Source organism: Myxosarcina sp. GI1 (assembly GCF_000756305.1).
GTDB lineage: Bacteria > Cyanobacteriota > Cyanobacteriia > Cyanobacteriales > Xenococcaceae > Myxosarcina.
On the sequence record NZ_JRFE01000025.1, the window covers coordinates 135462 to 151858 of the forward strand.

The 16397-nt window shown below is 40.8% G+C and carries 12 protein-coding genes; 8 read left to right on the forward strand and 4 right to left on the reverse strand.

Going from position 1 to position 16397, the window contains the following annotated elements:
• Nucleotides 1–237: 237 nt before the first annotated feature.
• Nucleotides 238–1407 (reverse strand): LptF/LptG family permease, encoded by a 1170-nt coding sequence (locus KV40_RS20130; RefSeq protein WP_036485399.1) that lies wholly within the window; start codon nt 1405–1407, stop codon nt 238–240.
• A gap of 307 nt (nt 1408–1714) precedes the next feature.
• Here KV40_RS20130 and KV40_RS20135 point away from each other — a divergent pair, with 307 nt between their 5' ends.
• From KV40_RS20135 to KV40_RS20160, 6 genes are all read left to right on the forward strand, one after another.
• Complete coding sequence (locus KV40_RS20135; protein ID WP_072013859.1) at nt 1715–3103, forward strand: efflux RND transporter periplasmic adaptor subunit; 1389 nt, start codon at nt 1715–1717, stop codon at nt 3101–3103.
• Between the two features lie 108 nt (nt 3104–3211).
• Nucleotides 3212–6493 carry an efflux RND transporter permease subunit gene (locus KV40_RS20140; protein ID WP_036485402.1) on the forward strand — a complete coding sequence of 1094 codons (3282 nt, stop codon included), beginning with the start codon at nt 3212–3214 and terminating at the stop codon, nt 6491–6493.
• A gap of 137 nt (nt 6494–6630) precedes the next feature.
• A complete protein-coding gene (gene sppA, locus KV40_RS20145) occupies nt 6631–7458 on the forward strand; it encodes a signal peptide peptidase SppA (RefSeq protein ID WP_036485403.1) in 828 nt (275 codons plus the stop codon).
• A gap of 163 nt (nt 7459–7621) precedes the next feature.
• Nucleotides 7622–8167, forward strand: coding sequence for a metal-binding protein (locus KV40_RS20150; RefSeq protein ID WP_036485404.1), 546 nt, complete (start codon nt 7622–7624; stop codon nt 8165–8167).
• A gap of 220 nt (nt 8168–8387) precedes the next feature.
• Nucleotides 8388–9830 carry a helix-turn-helix domain-containing protein gene (locus KV40_RS20155; RefSeq protein WP_052055790.1) on the forward strand — a complete coding sequence of 481 codons (1443 nt, stop codon included), beginning with the start codon at nt 8388–8390 and terminating at the stop codon, nt 9828–9830.
• Nucleotides 9830–10693: a mechanosensitive ion channel family protein gene (locus KV40_RS20160; protein WP_036485406.1), complete on the forward strand. Its 864-nt coding sequence runs from the start codon at nt 9830–9832 to the stop codon at nt 10691–10693. Before KV40_RS20155 ends, KV40_RS20160 begins: the two co-directional genes overlap by 1 nt.
• A gap of 192 nt (nt 10694–10885) precedes the next feature.
• On the opposite strand, the gene KV40_RS20165 is transcribed toward KV40_RS20160, so the two are convergent.
• From KV40_RS20165 to KV40_RS20175, 3 genes are all read right to left on the reverse strand, one after another.
• A complete protein-coding gene (locus KV40_RS20165; RefSeq protein ID WP_036485407.1) occupies nt 10886–11296 on the reverse strand; it encodes an MAPEG family protein in 411 nt (136 codons plus the stop codon).
• Nucleotides 11297–11812 (reverse strand): DNA-processing protein DprA, encoded by a 516-nt coding sequence (locus KV40_RS20170; RefSeq protein ID WP_036485410.1) that lies wholly within the window; start codon nt 11810–11812, stop codon nt 11297–11299.
• Between the two features lie 79 nt (nt 11813–11891).
• Nucleotides 11892–13088 (reverse strand): DNA double-strand break repair nuclease NurA, encoded by a 1197-nt coding sequence (locus KV40_RS20175; RefSeq protein ID WP_036485412.1) that lies wholly within the window; start codon nt 13086–13088, stop codon nt 11892–11894.
• A 192-nt stretch (nt 13089–13280) separates the two neighbouring features.
• Between KV40_RS20175 and KV40_RS37015 the strand changes: the two genes are divergently transcribed.
• Nucleotides 13281–13415, forward strand: a complete 135-nt coding sequence (locus KV40_RS37015) for a hypothetical protein (RefSeq protein WP_256381152.1) — start codon at nt 13281–13283, stop codon at nt 13413–13415.
• A 266-nt stretch (nt 13416–13681) separates the two neighbouring features.
• Nucleotides 13682–16252 carry a leucine--tRNA ligase gene (gene leuS, locus KV40_RS20180; RefSeq protein ID WP_036485414.1) on the forward strand — a complete coding sequence of 857 codons (2571 nt, stop codon included), beginning with the start codon at nt 13682–13684 and terminating at the stop codon, nt 16250–16252.
• Nucleotides 16253–16397: the final 145 nt, after the last annotated feature.

Below are 16397 nucleotides of genomic sequence, written 5' to 3' on the forward strand. Positions count from 1 at the left end.
AGAAAGAAAAAAGAGAAAGGGTAAAAGCTAAAGGAATGAGAAATCAGGATTTTACTCTTTGCCCTTAAATCTTAAATTTATGATCTAATTTTCAACCCATCGAACTAGCGTCTCATACCAAATCCGATTACCAAAGCAGATTTTTTACTTAAAAGTTTCAATTAGGCTTTAATCCCCTGTCTTCTGTCTCCTGTCTTCACAAAAGTTCTAAGTATTGTATGTAAACAGTATTGAGTATTACACGCTTTCCCCTGCTTGGGTTAGCAAATACGTTGATGCTCCTAAACCCAATATGTTAGGCAACCAGGCAGCGACTACAGGAGAGACAACTCCCGATACTCCTAAAGAACTAGAAATAAACGATAGTAAATAATAAGCAAAAATTAGTCCGATACAAATACCGAAGCTGGTAGCTCTGCCCGAATTTTGAGGTCTAATACCAATTGCAACACCGATTAGAGCAAAAACCAAGCAAACAAAAGGTAGAGAAATTTTTTCTTGAATGCGAACTTTGAGTTTACGAATTTTCTCTTCTTTCCCACTCAGTTTAATTATTCTTAAATAGTCATAAGCCTGTACTAAATTCATCTCGTTGTAGTCTCGATCTTGTTGTGTTAGATCGAAAGCCGCTCTTGGTAGAGCTAACTGCTGATGTTGAAAGCGAACTACATCGCTATATGCGCCATCATTACCAATTATGTAAATAGTCCCGTTATAAAAATCCCAAATATTTTCACTGATATTCCAAGTCGCAGAACTGGCAGTAATAATCTGACTTACTTCTCCTTGGGAGCGATCGAGAATTGTCAGATTTTTCATTTGCTTGCCGTCAAACTCTTCGGCATAAAATAGTCGAGTTAAAACTGTTTTTTTATTACCGTCTGGTAGCAAAACTTTATTATATTCAGGATACATTATATTGCTATCTTTAAATGCAGGGGTAGCTCGATCTAAAGCTTTTTCTAAAGCAATTGTTGCCTGATAGTTAGCCGCAGGAGCAATAAAATTATTCAATAAAAAAGTAATCGTTACTATAAATAAGCTGAAGACTATTGCAGGTATAATTAAGCGATAGGTATTGATGCCAATGCTTCGTAGAGCAATTAATTCGCTATCGCTAGACAGTCTGCTGTATGCCATCAAACTTGCTAGTAACATTGCCATCGGAAATGCCAAAACGATAAATCCCGGCATTTTTAAAAACAGAATTTTTATCGCCACTCCTAAAAAAAGCCCCGACTCTGTAACTTTTCGGATCAGATCGAATACTGCTCCAATTGATAACAATAGAGAAGTAAATATACCCATACCAAATAAAAATGGTAAGATAAGCTCTCTGGTAATATAAAAGTTCATCACCGACAAGCCCCACTTAACTCGGTCAATTTTGAATGTGCCAATTTTCATTACAGTTGGAAGTGAGAATAAATTTTATTTGCTTTGGGTTATTAGTATTTTTACTCTGGCAAAAATTAGAGCAGGTTCGCTTTTAAAATAAAAATTTTTTAGACAGTTTTTAGGCGCTCGACGGGTAAATTCTCAATAAAGCATACATTTTTTAGAAACGCAAATAGCCGAATTTTAGCGATCGCTTGCTATATATTTACATAATTTAATGTCTGTCAAAAGTTATAGAAAAAAATATTAGAAAAACTGTTACATTAAATAAATTCGATTGAAAAATTTAATTTCAGCGGCTCGAGTTGGATAAATTATGAAAAATAATCTCTTCTTAGAGCGTAAAGTGACGGGAGCGGTTATAGCTATTGCTATTTTGGTAAGTGGTTGCGGTAATAAAGGAGAAAATGCCAATAATGCTCAACAGCAACAACCGCAGGCAGTAAAAGTAAAACTAAAAAACTTGACCGCTGGTAAAGTAAGGGATAGCACTCAGTTTGTTGGTAGTTTAGAAGCCAAACAAAGAGTGAGTCTTGCCCCAAGAGTTGACGGACGCATCGTCGATATTGCAGTAAATGAAGGGGATAATGTCGAGCGAGGTCAGCTTATGGTTCAACTACAGCTAGATCGAGAACGGGCAGAAGTCGATTCTGCTAGTTCTAATGTAAGCATTCAACGTGCTAACGTGAGCAATGCTCAGGCAGAAGCCAGAGCCGCCGAAGCAGAAGAAGCCAGTGCGGTCGCAGCAGTACAAGAAGCTAGAGCTAATTTGCGCGAACTCGAATCAGAAGTAGAGTTAGCCAGAACTAATATCAATCGCTCGAAATTTTTGGTCAAAGAAGGAGCGCAGGCACAGCAAGAATTAGATAATAATCGGCGAAATTTAGAAACCGCGATCGCCAGACGTGATTCGGCACAGGAAGCTTTAGTTGCCGCACAGAAAGCCATAAATGCAGCCAAAGCTCGTACTAGAGCAGCATTAGCGGAAGTTGACAGCCAAAAAGCCTCTCTGGCACAGGCAAAGGCACAAGTCAACGTTGCCAGTCAAAATTTAGATTACAACCGTGTCGTTGCCCCAATTACGGGTACGGTAGGCGATATTTTGCCCAAAGAAGGTGATTATGTAGAAGCAGGAGAGCGGTTAACTACAATCGCTCAAAACGAAATTCTAGATTTAAATATTAGTGTACCCGTAGAACGCGCCCCAGATTTGGAAGTCGGACTACCAGTAGAAATTGTCGATGATAATGGAGAAGCCAGAGTTAGTGGCAGAATTAGTTTTGTTTCTCCTAGCGTCAATCGCACCGAGCAAAGCGTGTTAGCTAAAGCAACTTTTCCCAATAACGGTAGCTTAAGAGACGAACAGTTTGTCAGAGCGAGAGTTATCTGGTCGGAGCAGTCTGGAATCTTAGTTCCTACAGAGGCCGTATCGCGTATTGGCGGACAGAGCTTTGTTTTTGTGGCAACAGAAGCAACAAAGAAAAACGGAGAAACTATGTTAATAGCCAAACAAAGACCCGTTAAGTTAGGAGACGTGCAAAATCAGTCTTACCAAGTTATTTCAGGAGTAGAATCGGGAGATAAATTGGTAGTGTCTGGAATTCTCAATCTTTCTGATGGCACCCCAATTCAGACCGCAACGGCAGCTAAAGAAAGCGAGGAAGCAAAAGAAGCCGTTAGCGAGGTCAGAACCAGTAACAATTAAACAATTAAAACTCGATAATTATTGGGGTTTTAATAGTTTAGCGGCGGATTTAAGAGGTAGGTTATTGTCAATTCTGCCTGGTAATATCTCTCAAGATTAATTTTGATTATGATCTTAAGCATTTCCGACATCTTTATTAAGCGACCCGTTTTAACTATAGTATGCGCTCTAATTGTTATCTTAGTAGGCGGGATTGCCATTCCCCAATTACCAATTGCTCAATTGCCACAACTGGCACCGATTCAAGTTGAAGTCGAATCCACCTACATCGGTGCCGATGCTCAAACCACTGAAAATAACGTTACGACTATTATCGAGCGAGATATTAATGGGGCAGAAGATATCCGCTATATGTCCTCTAACACGAGCAATGATGGAATTAGCAACATTACCGTTTCTTTTCCTGTAGACGCAGACCGCAATATCGCTCAGGTTAACGTGCAAAACCGCGTCGCTCAGTCGGAGCCACAGTTACCGAGTTCGGTACAGCAAACAGGGGTGGAGGTTAGAAAATCATCTCCCGATTTACTATTAGGAATTGCCTTTTTTGCTAAAAATGGGGAATATGACGACTTATTTTTGAGTAACTATCTCGATCTCTATGTAATCGATCGCATGCAGAGAATTGAAGGTGTAGGTAGAGCGCAAATCTTCGGCGAAAGAAGATACGCTATGCGTCTCTGGCTCGATCCCGACGCTCTGGCTGCCAGAAATCTCGTCGCTCAAGATGTTGTCGATGCCCTGGAAGAACAAAATATTCAGGTCGGTGCTGGAGCTATCGGTCAACAGCCAGCACCTGAAAATCAGCAATATCAATTTACCCTCCGCGCTCGCAGTAGATTTGAAAACGAACGCGAATTTGCCGAACTGGTAATTACAGTAGGCGAAAACGGCAACCCTATTAAACTTAGAGATGTTGGCAGAGTAGAATTAGGAGCAGAAAATTACAATTCTTCGTTTGAATACAAAGGTCTTCCTGGAATTGGAATGGGGATTTTTCAGCTTCCTGGCAGTAATGCTCTTGAAGTAGCCAATGCTGTCAAGCGAGAAGTGGCACAATTAGCTGAAGAATTTCCTCCAGGCATGACCTACGATATTGCCCTCGATACAACGGAGTTTGTCGAGATTTCCTTAAAAGAAGTAATTTGGACTTTAATACAGGCAATTAGCTTGGTAGTTCTAATTATCTTTATCTTTTTACAGGACTGGCGTACCACTCTAATTCCTGCTATTGCCATTCCCGTATCTTTAATTGGGGCATTTGCGTTTATTTTAGTATTCGGGTTTGAGATTAATACCCTAACCCTGTTTGCGATGGTCTTATCTACTGGGGTAGTGGTAGATGACGGCATCGTTGTTACCGAAGCGATCGCTGCGAAAGTAGAGCAGGGTATGAAGCCCGCTCTTGCTGCCAGGGACACGATGAACGAATTGGCAGGAGCGGTCATTGCTACTTCTCTGGTCTTGGCGGCGGTATTTGTTCCAGTCTCTTTCTTTCCTGGAAGCACGGGGGTAATTTTTAAGCAGTTTGCCCTAACTATTGTTTTTGCGATCGCTCTTTCGACTTTTAACGCTCTGACCTTCTCTCCAGCAATGGCAGGATTGTTATTGCGTCAGCGTCGGGAAAATGAAAGAGGCGGACCTTTAGGTTGGTTTTTTGAGAAATTTAACCGCGCTTTTAACTGGATTACCGCGCAATACACCAAAATAATTAGTTTTCTTGCCAGAAAATTTGTCAGACCTTTTGTCTTGGCGGGTTTTGTAGTCCTATTGTGTTTAACCTATCTTCTTTTTAGCATCATTCCTTCAGGCTTTATCCCCGAAGAAGACCAAGGTTACTTTTATACCATCGTGCAGGCCCCCGATGGCGTTTCTCTAGGCTATACCAACGAGATTATGGATGCGGTGGGAGAACAGATGAGCCAGATACCAGAAATTGATAGTTATGTGACTATAAGCGGTTTTAGTTTTGAAGGGAACGGTAGCAATCGAGGTTTTGGCTTTTCCAAGCTCAAACCCTGGTCGGAAAGAAAAGGAGTAGACCATTCAATTTATTCTATTTTGGGTCGCCTTAATGCTGCATTTGCCCAAAACATCACCGACGGTCTGGTTTTGTCGGTCAATGCCCCACCAGTAAGGGGCTTGAGTTCCATTGGTGGTTTTGAATTTCAGCTTCAAGACCGTCGCGGCTTGCCCATTTCGGCTTTGGTAGAAAACTCGAATAAACTTATTGCAGCTGCCAACCAAAGACCAGAAATCGAACGGGCTTTTACTCAATTTACCGCCAATACCCCACAAATTGAAGTTGAAGTCAATCGGGAACGTGCTAAATCTCTGAATATTAATATCGACGATATTTTTAATACTTTACAAACTTATTTAGGTTCTACCTACGTCAATGACTTTATTCTCGGTCAGAGACAGTATCGTGTCTACGTTCAGGCAGATAGCAACTATCGCTCTAATCCTAGCGATATCGACAGTTTATATGTGCGATCGCAAAACGACCGACTGGTACCTTTAAGTAATTTGATTACCCTAACCGAATTTGTCGGTCCGCAAACTATTACTCACTACAATCTGTTTCGTTCGATTCTGATCCAAGGCACACCTGCCGCTGGTTACAGCACGGGACAGGCAATTACCGCTATGGAAGAGGTTGCCGCTCAAACCCTATCTTCTGGTTTTGGCTATGAGTGGACGGGAACGGCACTAGAAGAAATCAGTTCTAGCGGTCAATCCATATATATCTTTGGCTTGGGTCTGGTTATGGCATTTCTGGTACTGGCAGCACAGTATGAAAGCTTTATCGATCCTTTAATTATTATCCTTAGCGTTCCTCTAGCTTTGTTTGGCGCACTCTTAGGCATTTGGCTGCGTGCCAACTTGCTCCAAGCGGGTAGTATTTGGCCGATCATCAATAATGATGTTTATTGTCAGGTCGCCTTAGTAATGTTAATTGGTTTGGCAAGCAAAAACGCGATTCTAATCGTCGAATATGCCAACCAACTCCAAGAGCAGGGTTTAAAAATCGCTCGCGCTGCCATTAGAGCGGGGCAAACTCGCTTTCGCCCAATCTTGATGACGGCAATTTCTAGCTTGTGCGGCTTTTGGCCTTTGGTTGTTGCTAGTGGAGCGGGTGCATCCAGCCGTTGGTCTTTAGGAACGGCAGTTTTTAGTGGCTTACTTTTTGCTACCGTCCTCAGCCTGTTTTTAGTACCTTCTTTGTACATTATTATTAAGAGCTTAGAATCTAGATTCCGCAATAATAAAAAGAACGATGATGATTCTGATTTTACCGACGGTGACGGATACGGTAGTAACGAAAAACGCGATCGCCCCAGCCAAACTGAAGTTACAAATTATCGATTGAGCCGAGATGAAACATAAGTAATTCAATTTAATTTGCTAACTACTCACTGTTTGAGTGCGATCGCTTATAATTCACAACGAGGAGTATAATAGGTAGATCTCAACAATCTGCCAGTTTTTGCTCGCTCTAATAATTTTATGTTGATAAGTTTTTAATGATCTGGCCTTTTAAAAAAAGAACTAAAAAACAAATAGCGCGAATCGAAATCACTGGCGCGATCGCTTCTGAGACTCGCGAAAAAGTTCTCAAAGCTTTCAAAACTGTCGTAGAAAAACAATTTCCCGCACTGCTGTTGAGAATTGATTCTCCAGGAGGAACGGTAGGAGATTCTCAAGAAATTTTTGCCGCTCTTCAGCGTTTACAAGCAGAAAAAGATGTCAAGGTAGTTGCTAGCTTTGGTAATATTTCTGCTTCTGGCGGCGTTTATGTCGGTGTGGGAGCCAAACATATTGTGGCTAACCCAGGCACGATTACGGGTAGTATTGGCGTTATTCTACGCGGTAATAATCTCGAACGTTTGCTCGATAAAATCGGCGTTTCTTTTCAAGTAGTTAAGTCTGGTCCCTATAAAGATATTTTATCCTTCGATCGCCAGTTAACCGCTGAAGAAGAACGCATTTTGCAAGAACTGATCGACACCAGCTATCAACAGTTTGTAGCAACTGTAGCTCAAGGACGTAACCTGGAAGAAGAAACCGTTAGAAGCTTTGCCGACGGACGTATTTTTACAGGACAACAAGCTCTAGAATTGGGTATAGTCGATCGCTTGGGAACCGAGGAAGATGCTAGACGTTGGGCAGCAGAACTGGTAGGACTCGACCCCGATAAAACAGAATGCTATCACATTGAAGAACCCAAACCCCTAATCAAACGTCTAATACCTAGTAGAGGACAGACTAGAACTGCCATAGACACTGCTATCGACTGGCTGGAGTTCGACCTGAAAACCAATGGCTTACCATTATGGCTGTATCGACCTTAAACAGAAAGCGGGGGAGCATCGCTGCGTTAGGGAGCAGGGTGCAGGGGAGACAGAAGAAGATTTGGGGAAATAAGAATCTGGGGAAACTATTTATTTTCTTATTTTCCCATTTTTTAAAGGCTAGAGTCTAACTTGCTGCTTGCTACTTGCTACTTTTTCGATCATGCCTTCAGGTAATACCCACGATCGCATTACTCTTTGGCTGCTTCCCTGGATTGTGGGAGGAACTTATTTACTTGCCAAAGATGGTGAATTAACCCTAATCGTAGCTGGTGGCTTTTTGTTTGGCGGCTTGATGTTTGGACCCGATCTCGATATCTATTCTATACAGTACAAACGCTGGGGTGTTTTGCGCTATATTTGGTTGCCCTATCGTCGGCTATTACGTCACCGTTCTTTTTTTTCTCACGGCTTGATTGTTGGCACGATAATTAGAATAGTTTATTTGTTACTAGTAGTAAGTTTATTAGCAATTTTTATTATTGCGATCGCTCAATTAGTTTGGGGATTTAATTGGAATTGGCAGCAGTTTGTTTTAGAAACATTGGCAGTTTTAAAAACAAAATATTTTAAAGAAACAGTTGCGCTGTTTGCAGGATTGGAGTTAGGTTCGCTAAGTCACTCTCTCAGCGACTGGCTTGGTTCTTACTACAAAAAACAACGTCAGAAAAGACAGAAGCATAAAAAAACTGTTTCTCGCAAAAAATAAAACTATACTGCCGAAGTTATAATAATAGTTGATATTTATTTAGTTAGCAAATAAATAATAACTTTTGATAAAAGTTGTTTTGATTTTGGCAGAGCGTAATGAATATAAATTTACTGGCTGTTTTTCAACAGCTTCAATCGTTAATTGAGTATAAAATTGAATCATTACCAAGTTTTTTATTAGACATAATTGCTCTAATTATTGTTATTGTTTTTTTTTATTGTTTTCAATCTTGGTACGGCAAATTGCCGTTTGGTATCGAGACAATCGCGATTTAACAAAGACAACCGTAATGGCTGAAGTATTCGACGACTTTAAAAACTGGCTTTTAGAAGGGCGCGATTTTTTGTTTTCCTGGATTACCCGAGATAGTAAAGAAACTCAAGAGCCAGAAGAATCACTAGAAGAACTACCGCCTGTACTGAGAGAAAAGTTAATTGCTGCCGCCCAAGATTTACCAAACAATCCTGCTGACGTAGAAGCAATAACTTCGGCTTTAAATGAAGCTTTTGACAAATGGCGCGATCGACCACAAAATTCTGATAACTCAGTTGTTATCGTCAGCAGTCCCGTAACGGCAGTATCGCGAATTTTAACTAATAATTTGGCTGATTGGATAAATGAAAAACAAATATCGGTCAATATTTTATCTTGGACGGCTCGTCCTCAAAACGTTACAGAAATTGCTTCAGAACTACAGCGAGAGCTAAAATTGGGAATTACCAAAACCGAGCCAGAGTCTTTGGAAATTGTAGTTATACCCAATCTTAGCTGGTGTTTCTTACGTAATCTTGAAGGTTTGGATGCAATAGATTATCTACAATCTTTGCTTTTGCAAGACCGCTTTCGCTTTTGGATAATAGGTGTGGGTTTGGTCGCTTGGGATTATCTTAATTCGGTAACTAATTTTGGGGCTTACTGTGGCAAAGTTGTTTCATTACCAGAACTAAAAAAAGAGTCATTAAAAGCATGGCTAGATCCTATTTTTACTGAATTTGATATTTCTTTTGTTGAGTCTAATTTAGATCCTAAGTTACTCGATAAAGATAAAAGTCCAGAAGATAGATATTTTGAAAAGCTAGCTTCTGTTGCTGAAGGAGCCAGTATGATAGCCGCACAGGTATTCTTACGCTCTATTGGCTATAAATCGGCAGAAGAACCAGAAGAAAATAACAACGATAACGATATAAAAAATGTCGTTAAAGAAAATAAGCTATATGAAGTAATTCCTGACAGATTGAAAAAAGAAGCTCGCAATCTCAAAAAGAGAGCTGAAGCTTTTATAGAAGATGATAAGTCTTCATCGTCAGAGAATGCAGAGCGAAATGCTGTCGAGAAAGAAAAATTTTCGTCAGAAAACAAACCTAACGAAGACAAAAAAATTCTTTTAGTAGAAAAACCCGAGCTACCAGATTTACCAAGCTTAAATTCTGAAGATTACTATCTTTTATACTCTCTATTAATACATGGAGACATGACCCTATCGGCTTTGTCTGCAAGCTTGGGAGATGAAGAGTCTAAAGTGCAAGCTCAGGTACAGACTTTACGCCGAGCGGGAATAGTGGAAGAAAAAAATTGTATTTTACAAGTTAACCCCATTCACTATCCCAAACTCAAACGAGAGTTAGCCAACAATAATTTTGTAATAGATGAAATAGACTAATGTTAAATTACTCAGGCTTGGTAATACTAGCTCAGTCTGCTGGAGATGCCGTAAAAGAAACAGCCAACGATACTAAAGAAATTGTCAGCAAAATTACAACTTGGAAAATTACTCAAGCTTTAATTATTATTTTGCTAGCTTTTGTGATTCTTAGAGTAATCGACAAGACAATTATTTGGATATCGGAAAGAACGGCAAAAGAATGGCGATTGCGAATCAAACAATCTTTACCTCTTTTGAGAACGATTGTGTTGACTTTCACCATCATTACTTTGATGAACTTGTTTCTCAATTTGTCCAAAGAAAACATTTTGGCAATTACAGGAACGGTAGCAGTAGCTTTGGGTTTTGCTTTTAAAGATTATGCCAGTTCGATAATTGCTGGTATTGTCGGTTTGTTTGAAGCTTCTTATCGCGTGGGCGATCGCGTCAAGATTGGCGAGCATTACGGCGAAGTAGTTAACTATGGTTTGCGAGGTATCAAGTTACAAACACCCGACGATAATTTAATTACTATTCCTCATAACAAAATTTGGACTGAAGCTATTTCTAATGCCAATACTGGAGACTTAGAAGCACAAGTCGTTACCGAGTTTTTCTTTGCCCATGAAGTTGATGCCACACTGGTTAAAAAGATTTTATATCGAGTGGCTCACACCAGCAAATACACCGCTCTCAAGCTACCAATTTTGGTAGTTATGGAAGCCAAACCTTGGGGAACACAATTTAAGCTCAAATGCTATCCTCTCGATGCGCGGGATGAGTTTATTTATAAGACTGACTTAACCCTTCGAGCCAAACAAGCCTTTTCTAAGTATAATTTCGCCTATCCTCGCGCTATGGCTATGAATGATGAAGAGTAAGGAGGGTAAAGCGATTGCCATTAGCAGTTAGCGTTAGCTATTACGATTTGTTGGCTTCTTCTTTTTCAGTCATCGACATCCCAAGTTTCTAAAACACTGTCGTATCTGGCTATCATATAAGCAACATACGGAAAAGACATTACAAATCCATCTTTATAGGAAAAAATTAGTTTAAAACTAGCTGGCAAAAACCTAAGTTACCTTGAGCAAACTTAAAATAAATAAAGTCCAAGCGCAAATAGAACCGATTCCAAACATCAAAGAGCGCAACAGGGGAATATCCAAGATATAGAAAACAGAATAAAAAGAACGAACAACAAGAAAAGCGATCGCAGCAACCTGCGCCCAACTGGAAGTTACTCCTGTAGCATAAGCTATTAATGCCGCCAAACCATAAATCGTTAGAGCCTCAAACGAGTTTTGATGCGCCCACGTCGCTCTTTGAGCATAAGGCGGCAATTTATCCAGCATCGTGCGTGGCGCAGACATATCGTATCCAGTTTTAGCGCGAGCAAAACCAACTACCAAAAACGGCGCGTATGCCAAGATTACCGCTCCAGCGATCGAATATAGTAAGGTTGCACTGACAGATAGATCGAGCATCTAATCAAAATAGAATAAAGTAACTATTTTATGTAGTTCCTCTGCTTCCTTACAGGTTTGCAGCAGAGTATGACTATCGTGAAAAGCAAAACAAACCAACTGCTGACAACGAGTAACAATTTCGCGGTTGCACATAGCACTGGCTTCAGCTAGAGATAGATTGTCATTTTCTGGGTTTTCTACCAGATGAATCACTTTTTCCAACTGTTTGCGCGACTCTCTAGGTTGGCGAGACAAACTCTGAGGTAAAATTACCGTTAGCAGATCGGACTCGGCACGCATTGCCCCTTTAATAGCAGCAGAATTAGTGCCAGTAGCTCCAGAAGTAACCAGACGATTGCCCTGCAGAACTAGGGCATAGCTCATCATTTCAATTAGCTGCTGGTGCATGATGGGAACATGGCGAGAACCCAATAAAGCAATGCGTTTGGAACTTGTTTGTTGAATTGCCGATAGTTCTTGAGTTAATGTATCGGGGGTAGTAGTTGTTGCAGTATCTAAAGATTGTTGGCTCAAAGAATCCCTGTTTATCTATATCGATCGCAGTAATTGTAACATTAGAAATAAAAAACAATAAACTATTATTTGAGATTCATTAAGCAATACTGCCTCTTTTACGCGCTTCTTTGTAAGAAGTACCGATGTTTCGCAAACCCGAACGAATTAGCTGATGTTCGAGCAGGGCAAAAAAACGAGCGCGATCGCTGCCTCTAACTACCGCCTGATTGTGCGCCTCGGCTAAAGCCACAGGATAGCCATAACCTTTTTGCACCTGTGCCAGCATAATACTCAAAGAGCGATCGAGTAACTCCGAATCTTCTGCTACCCACGCTGGTATTTCGATACGGGCAACTTCAGTACCGACATTGACATAACAAAAATAAACTCTTTGAGCCTCATCGTAAAGATCTAAAATTCTCAAACTACTGCGGTATAGTGGACTTCTTTCCCCAGGCTGTAATCTAGTCGCCCAAAAGGTAGCATCACGCAACGAGTCAACTTTTTGGCAGGGATATTTATCCTCAACATCGCCGCAGTAAGTAATACAGTCGGGATGTTTATGGGCGCAGCTATCGATCCGTAGAAAATTCAGCCCTTCCAAACTACGAGAGGCACTAATGTAACCAATTAAAGGAATTTTAGTAGCCCTCAATCGTTCCCAGGCAGCTAAGATTGGCGATAAGATTTTATCTTTAGCTTCTCCAGGCAAACCGTCTAAGAACCAGTAAATCAAAGAGCCATCTAACATAGCCAAGTTGGGTATATGTTGATGACAACCTGGAGGCAACACCCAGTTACAAGCCATTTCTGCCAGCAGTTCGGCTTCAGAAACAGTTCTGCGGTAGCTCATCCATTCTTCCAAGCGAATTCCCCATTGTTTGGCAATGTATAAGTCTTCAGTTTTGTAAAATACCTCTGGCAAACTATCTAATAAAGGATGCAAACTCTGTCCGTAGTGCAGCGCGATTTGACCGACATTAATTAAATAGCAATAAGCAATTTCATGATGGGAAGGAGAAATTTGCGAACCGTCAGTAGCAAAAACGCTATGACTGTATGGTGCGGGTTCTATCGCGATACTGCTATCTAAAGATTCTACAGGAGTTGCGGCAGCAAACAACAGGCGATCGCGCCACTGTTCTAAAATTGCCACTAACTCTGTTTGTTTGGCGTTTGCCTGCTGCTGTAATGTTTGAGCCAATTCTAGTCTCTGACGCGAGATAATAGTTTCTTGGCGCAGATGTTGGCTAATACCTGGAAGTTGTCCTGCTAGTTTGGCTAAATCGAGCATTTTAAAATTCCTACTGAGACAAAGCCGATTAAAGCCATTTTAAAGCTAAATATAACTACTGAGGAGTTTTTGGTTAGTGGTTAGTCGTCGATCGGGGTTGGGTAGTAAGGCGAGATCGTATTCAAGCTGCCACTAAGTAATTATATTTTTCTTCAAAAAAAGGCTTGTCTCATTTGCGATCGCCCTGTAAAAATGTCTTTCGATTCTAGAAATTTTCTGCACACTGAAGGTCAACCAGCAATTGAATTTGCAGATAGAGCTAGTCTGTATTCCTATCATTTAGTAACTTTACCCGAAAAATACGGTGAAGTTATTCCTCAACAATAGCAACCAAAATAATAATATAGTGTGTAAATACAGCATAGATTGACAGCATACAGACCTCATTATTAAATTTGTAGTGTTTCGATCTTGTTGGCTAAGGTAATTTGGCATCAGGCGATCGCCAACCAGACGAAACTAGGCGTAGAATCGAAATCCGCTTTATCCCCCCTGGAAAAATTAATTAGTGCTTTATAACTGCTGTTGTATAGGTTGCTAAACAGAATTGATACAATACAATACTAAACAGTCCCAACGGAGCTAGATTAATTGTGGAGTCGCGATACAACGCAGCAGAAATAGAACCAAAGTGGCGGCAAACATGGGCAGAATCCCATCTCGATCGCACCCCTGAAGAAAAAGACTTACCCAAATACTATGCCCTGTCGATGTTTCCCTATCCATCGGGCAAACTACACATGGGTCATGTCCGCAATTATGTAATTACCGATGTTATTGCTCGCTACCACAGAATGCAGGGATATCGCGTGCTGCATCCGATGGGTTGGGATGCTTTTGGGTTACCCGCAGAGAACGCAGCGATCGAGCGCGGTATACCGCCAGCAGAGTGGACTTACCAAAATATAGCTCAAATGCAGCAGCAGCTTCAACAGCTAGGGCTTTCTATCGACTGGGAAAGAGAAGTTGCTACCTGTTCGCCAGACTATTATAAATGGACGCAATATTTATTTTTGCAATTTTTAGATGCGGGTTTAGCCTACCAGAAGGAAGCGGCGGTTAATTGGGATCCTATTGACCAAACTGTTTTAGCTAACGAACAGGTAGATAATGAGGGACGTTCCTGGCGTTCTGGGGCGATGGTCGAACGCAAGCTACTCAAACAGTGGTTTTTCAAAATTACTGACTATGCCGAACAATTATTACAAGATTTAGATAAGCTTTCGGGATGGCCCGATCGCGTAAAATCGATGCAGGCTAACTGGATTGGTAAGTCTATTGGCGCGTATTTAGAATTTCCTATTAAAGACAAAGATGAAAAGATAGGCGTGTTTACCACTCGTCCCGACACGATATATGGGGTAACTTATGTAGTTCTCGCCCCCGAACATCCTTTAACTTTGCAGGTTACTACTCCAGAAAATCGTGAACCAGTAGAAAAATTTATTACCGAAGTTAAAAATACTAGCGAAATCGATCGCACTGCTGAAGATAAACCCAAACGCGGTTTGCTTACAGGCGGTAAAGCTATTAATCCGTTTAACGGTGAAGAAATACCAATTTTAGTTGCCGACTATGTGCTTTATGAATATGGTACGGGGGCAGTAATGGGAGTTCCTGCTCATGATACTAGAGATTTTAAATTTGCTAGCGAAAAAAATCTGCCGATAAAAACCGTTATCGTCCCCGAAAATGACGAGGGCGAAGAGCCATTAACAGAAGCATATACCGAACCTGGAATTATGGTTAATTCGGGACAGTTTGACGGTACGCCCTCAACTGAAGGCAAAACTAAAATTATTGAATATGCCGAACAACAGGGTTATGGTAAAGCGAGAATTCAATATCGCCTCAGAGATTGGCTGATTTCTCGTCAGAGATATTGGGGCTGCCCAATTCCCGTAATTCACTGTTCTAGCTGCGGTATCGTTCCCGTTCCCGAAGCAGATTTACCCGTCTGTTTGCCAGAAAAAGTAGAGTTTTCAGGTAAAGGTGCCTCTCCATTAGCAAAACTAGATGACTGGGTAAATGTACCCTGTCCTAGCTGTGGTGAAGCTGCCAAGCGCGAAACCGATACAATGGACACCTTTATTGATTCTTCCTGGTATTTCTTGCGTTACACCGATGCTAATAACTCCGAAGCGGTATTCGATTCAAATAAGGCAAATGACTGGATGCCAGTAGACCAGTATGTCGGCGGTATCGAACACGCAATTTTACACTTACTCTATTCTCGCTTCTTTACTAAAGTGTTGCGCGATCGCGGTTTACTTGATTTTGACGAACCGTTTCAGCGTTTGCTAACTCAGGGAATGGTGCAAAACGTAACCTATAAAAATCCTCAAACTGGAAAGTACATACCGATAGATGAAGCCAAAGCTGGCGCAGGAGAAGGCGAGTATTTAGATCCAGTTACGGGAGATAAGTTAGAAGTCTCCTACGAAAAAATGTCCAAATCAAAATACAACGGGCTTAATTTAGAACAAGGTTTGGGTAAATATGGTACGGATACCGCCAGGATGTTTATTCTGTTTAAAGCTCCCCCTGAAAAGGATTTAGAATGGGATGATGCCGATGTAGAAGGACAGTTTCGCTTTCTCAATCGCGTTTGGAATTTGGTAGGAGAATTTAAGCCTACACAGGCTGGTGAGATAGCCCAAGATAAATTATCTAAACCTGAAAAAGACCTCAGAAGGGCAATTCATACTGCAATTAAAGAGATTTCGGAAGATTTATCGGGAGACTATCAGTTTAATACTGCGGTTTCCGAACTAATGAAGTTAAGCAACGCTATTAAAGATATTAAATGTGTTGATTCTCCCGTATATCGAGAGGCGATCGAAACTTTAATTTTGCTCTTGGCACCATTTGCTCCTCATATTGCTGAAGAATTGTGGCATCAGTTGGGAAATAGTGAATCCATTCATCGGCAACAATGGCCTCAAGTAGACAAAGCGGCATTAGCCATAGATGAAATTACTTTAGTGATTCAGATTATGGGTAAAACTCGCGGCACGATTACCGTTCCCGCTAATTCTGATAAAGCTAGTTTGGAAAATTACGCTAAAGATTCCGAAATAGCCCAGCGTTATATAGCAGGAAAAGAGATTAAAAAAGTAATTGTCGTACCTAACAAACTCGTGAATTTTGTAGTTGCTAAATAATAGCGGTTTAAAAATAAAAGCAACGATAAACAAAATAATAAACTAGAAATGCTAATAGCCGATAGCTTACCATCAATTACTGCTTTTACTGACGCGATCGGCTTTTTTCCTTTTTTTTCCTTGCTATGAATTGAATAAAATCTGG

Bases quoted from the DNA above. Each gene is read 5' to 3' on its own strand.
- KV40_RS20130 (WP_036485399.1), bottom strand. From the start codon at position 1,407: ATGAAAATTGGCACATTCAAAATTGACCGAGTTAAGTGGGGCTTGTCG.
- KV40_RS20135 (WP_072013859.1), top strand. From the start codon at position 1,715: ATGAAAAATAATCTCTTCTTAGAGCGTAAAGTGACGGGAGCGGTTATA.
- KV40_RS20140 (WP_036485402.1), top strand. From the start codon at position 3,212: ATGATCTTAAGCATTTCCGACATCTTTATTAAGCGACCCGTTTTAACT.
- sppA (WP_036485403.1), top strand. From the start codon at position 6,631: ATGATCTGGCCTTTTAAAAAAAGAACTAAAAAACAAATAGCGCGAATC.
- KV40_RS20150 (WP_036485404.1), top strand. From the start codon at position 7,622: ATGCCTTCAGGTAATACCCACGATCGCATTACTCTTTGGCTGCTTCCC.
- KV40_RS20160 (WP_036485406.1), top strand. From the start codon at position 9,830: ATGTTAAATTACTCAGGCTTGGTAATACTAGCTCAGTCTGCTGGAGAT.
- KV40_RS20165 (WP_036485407.1), bottom strand. From the start codon at position 11,296: ATGCTCGATCTATCTGTCAGTGCAACCTTACTATATTCGATCGCTGGA.
- KV40_RS20175 (WP_036485412.1), bottom strand. From the start codon at position 13,088: ATGCTCGATTTAGCCAAACTAGCAGGACAACTTCCAGGTATTAGCCAA.
- KV40_RS37015 (WP_256381152.1), top strand. From the start codon at position 13,281: ATGTCTTTCGATTCTAGAAATTTTCTGCACACTGAAGGTCAACCAGCA.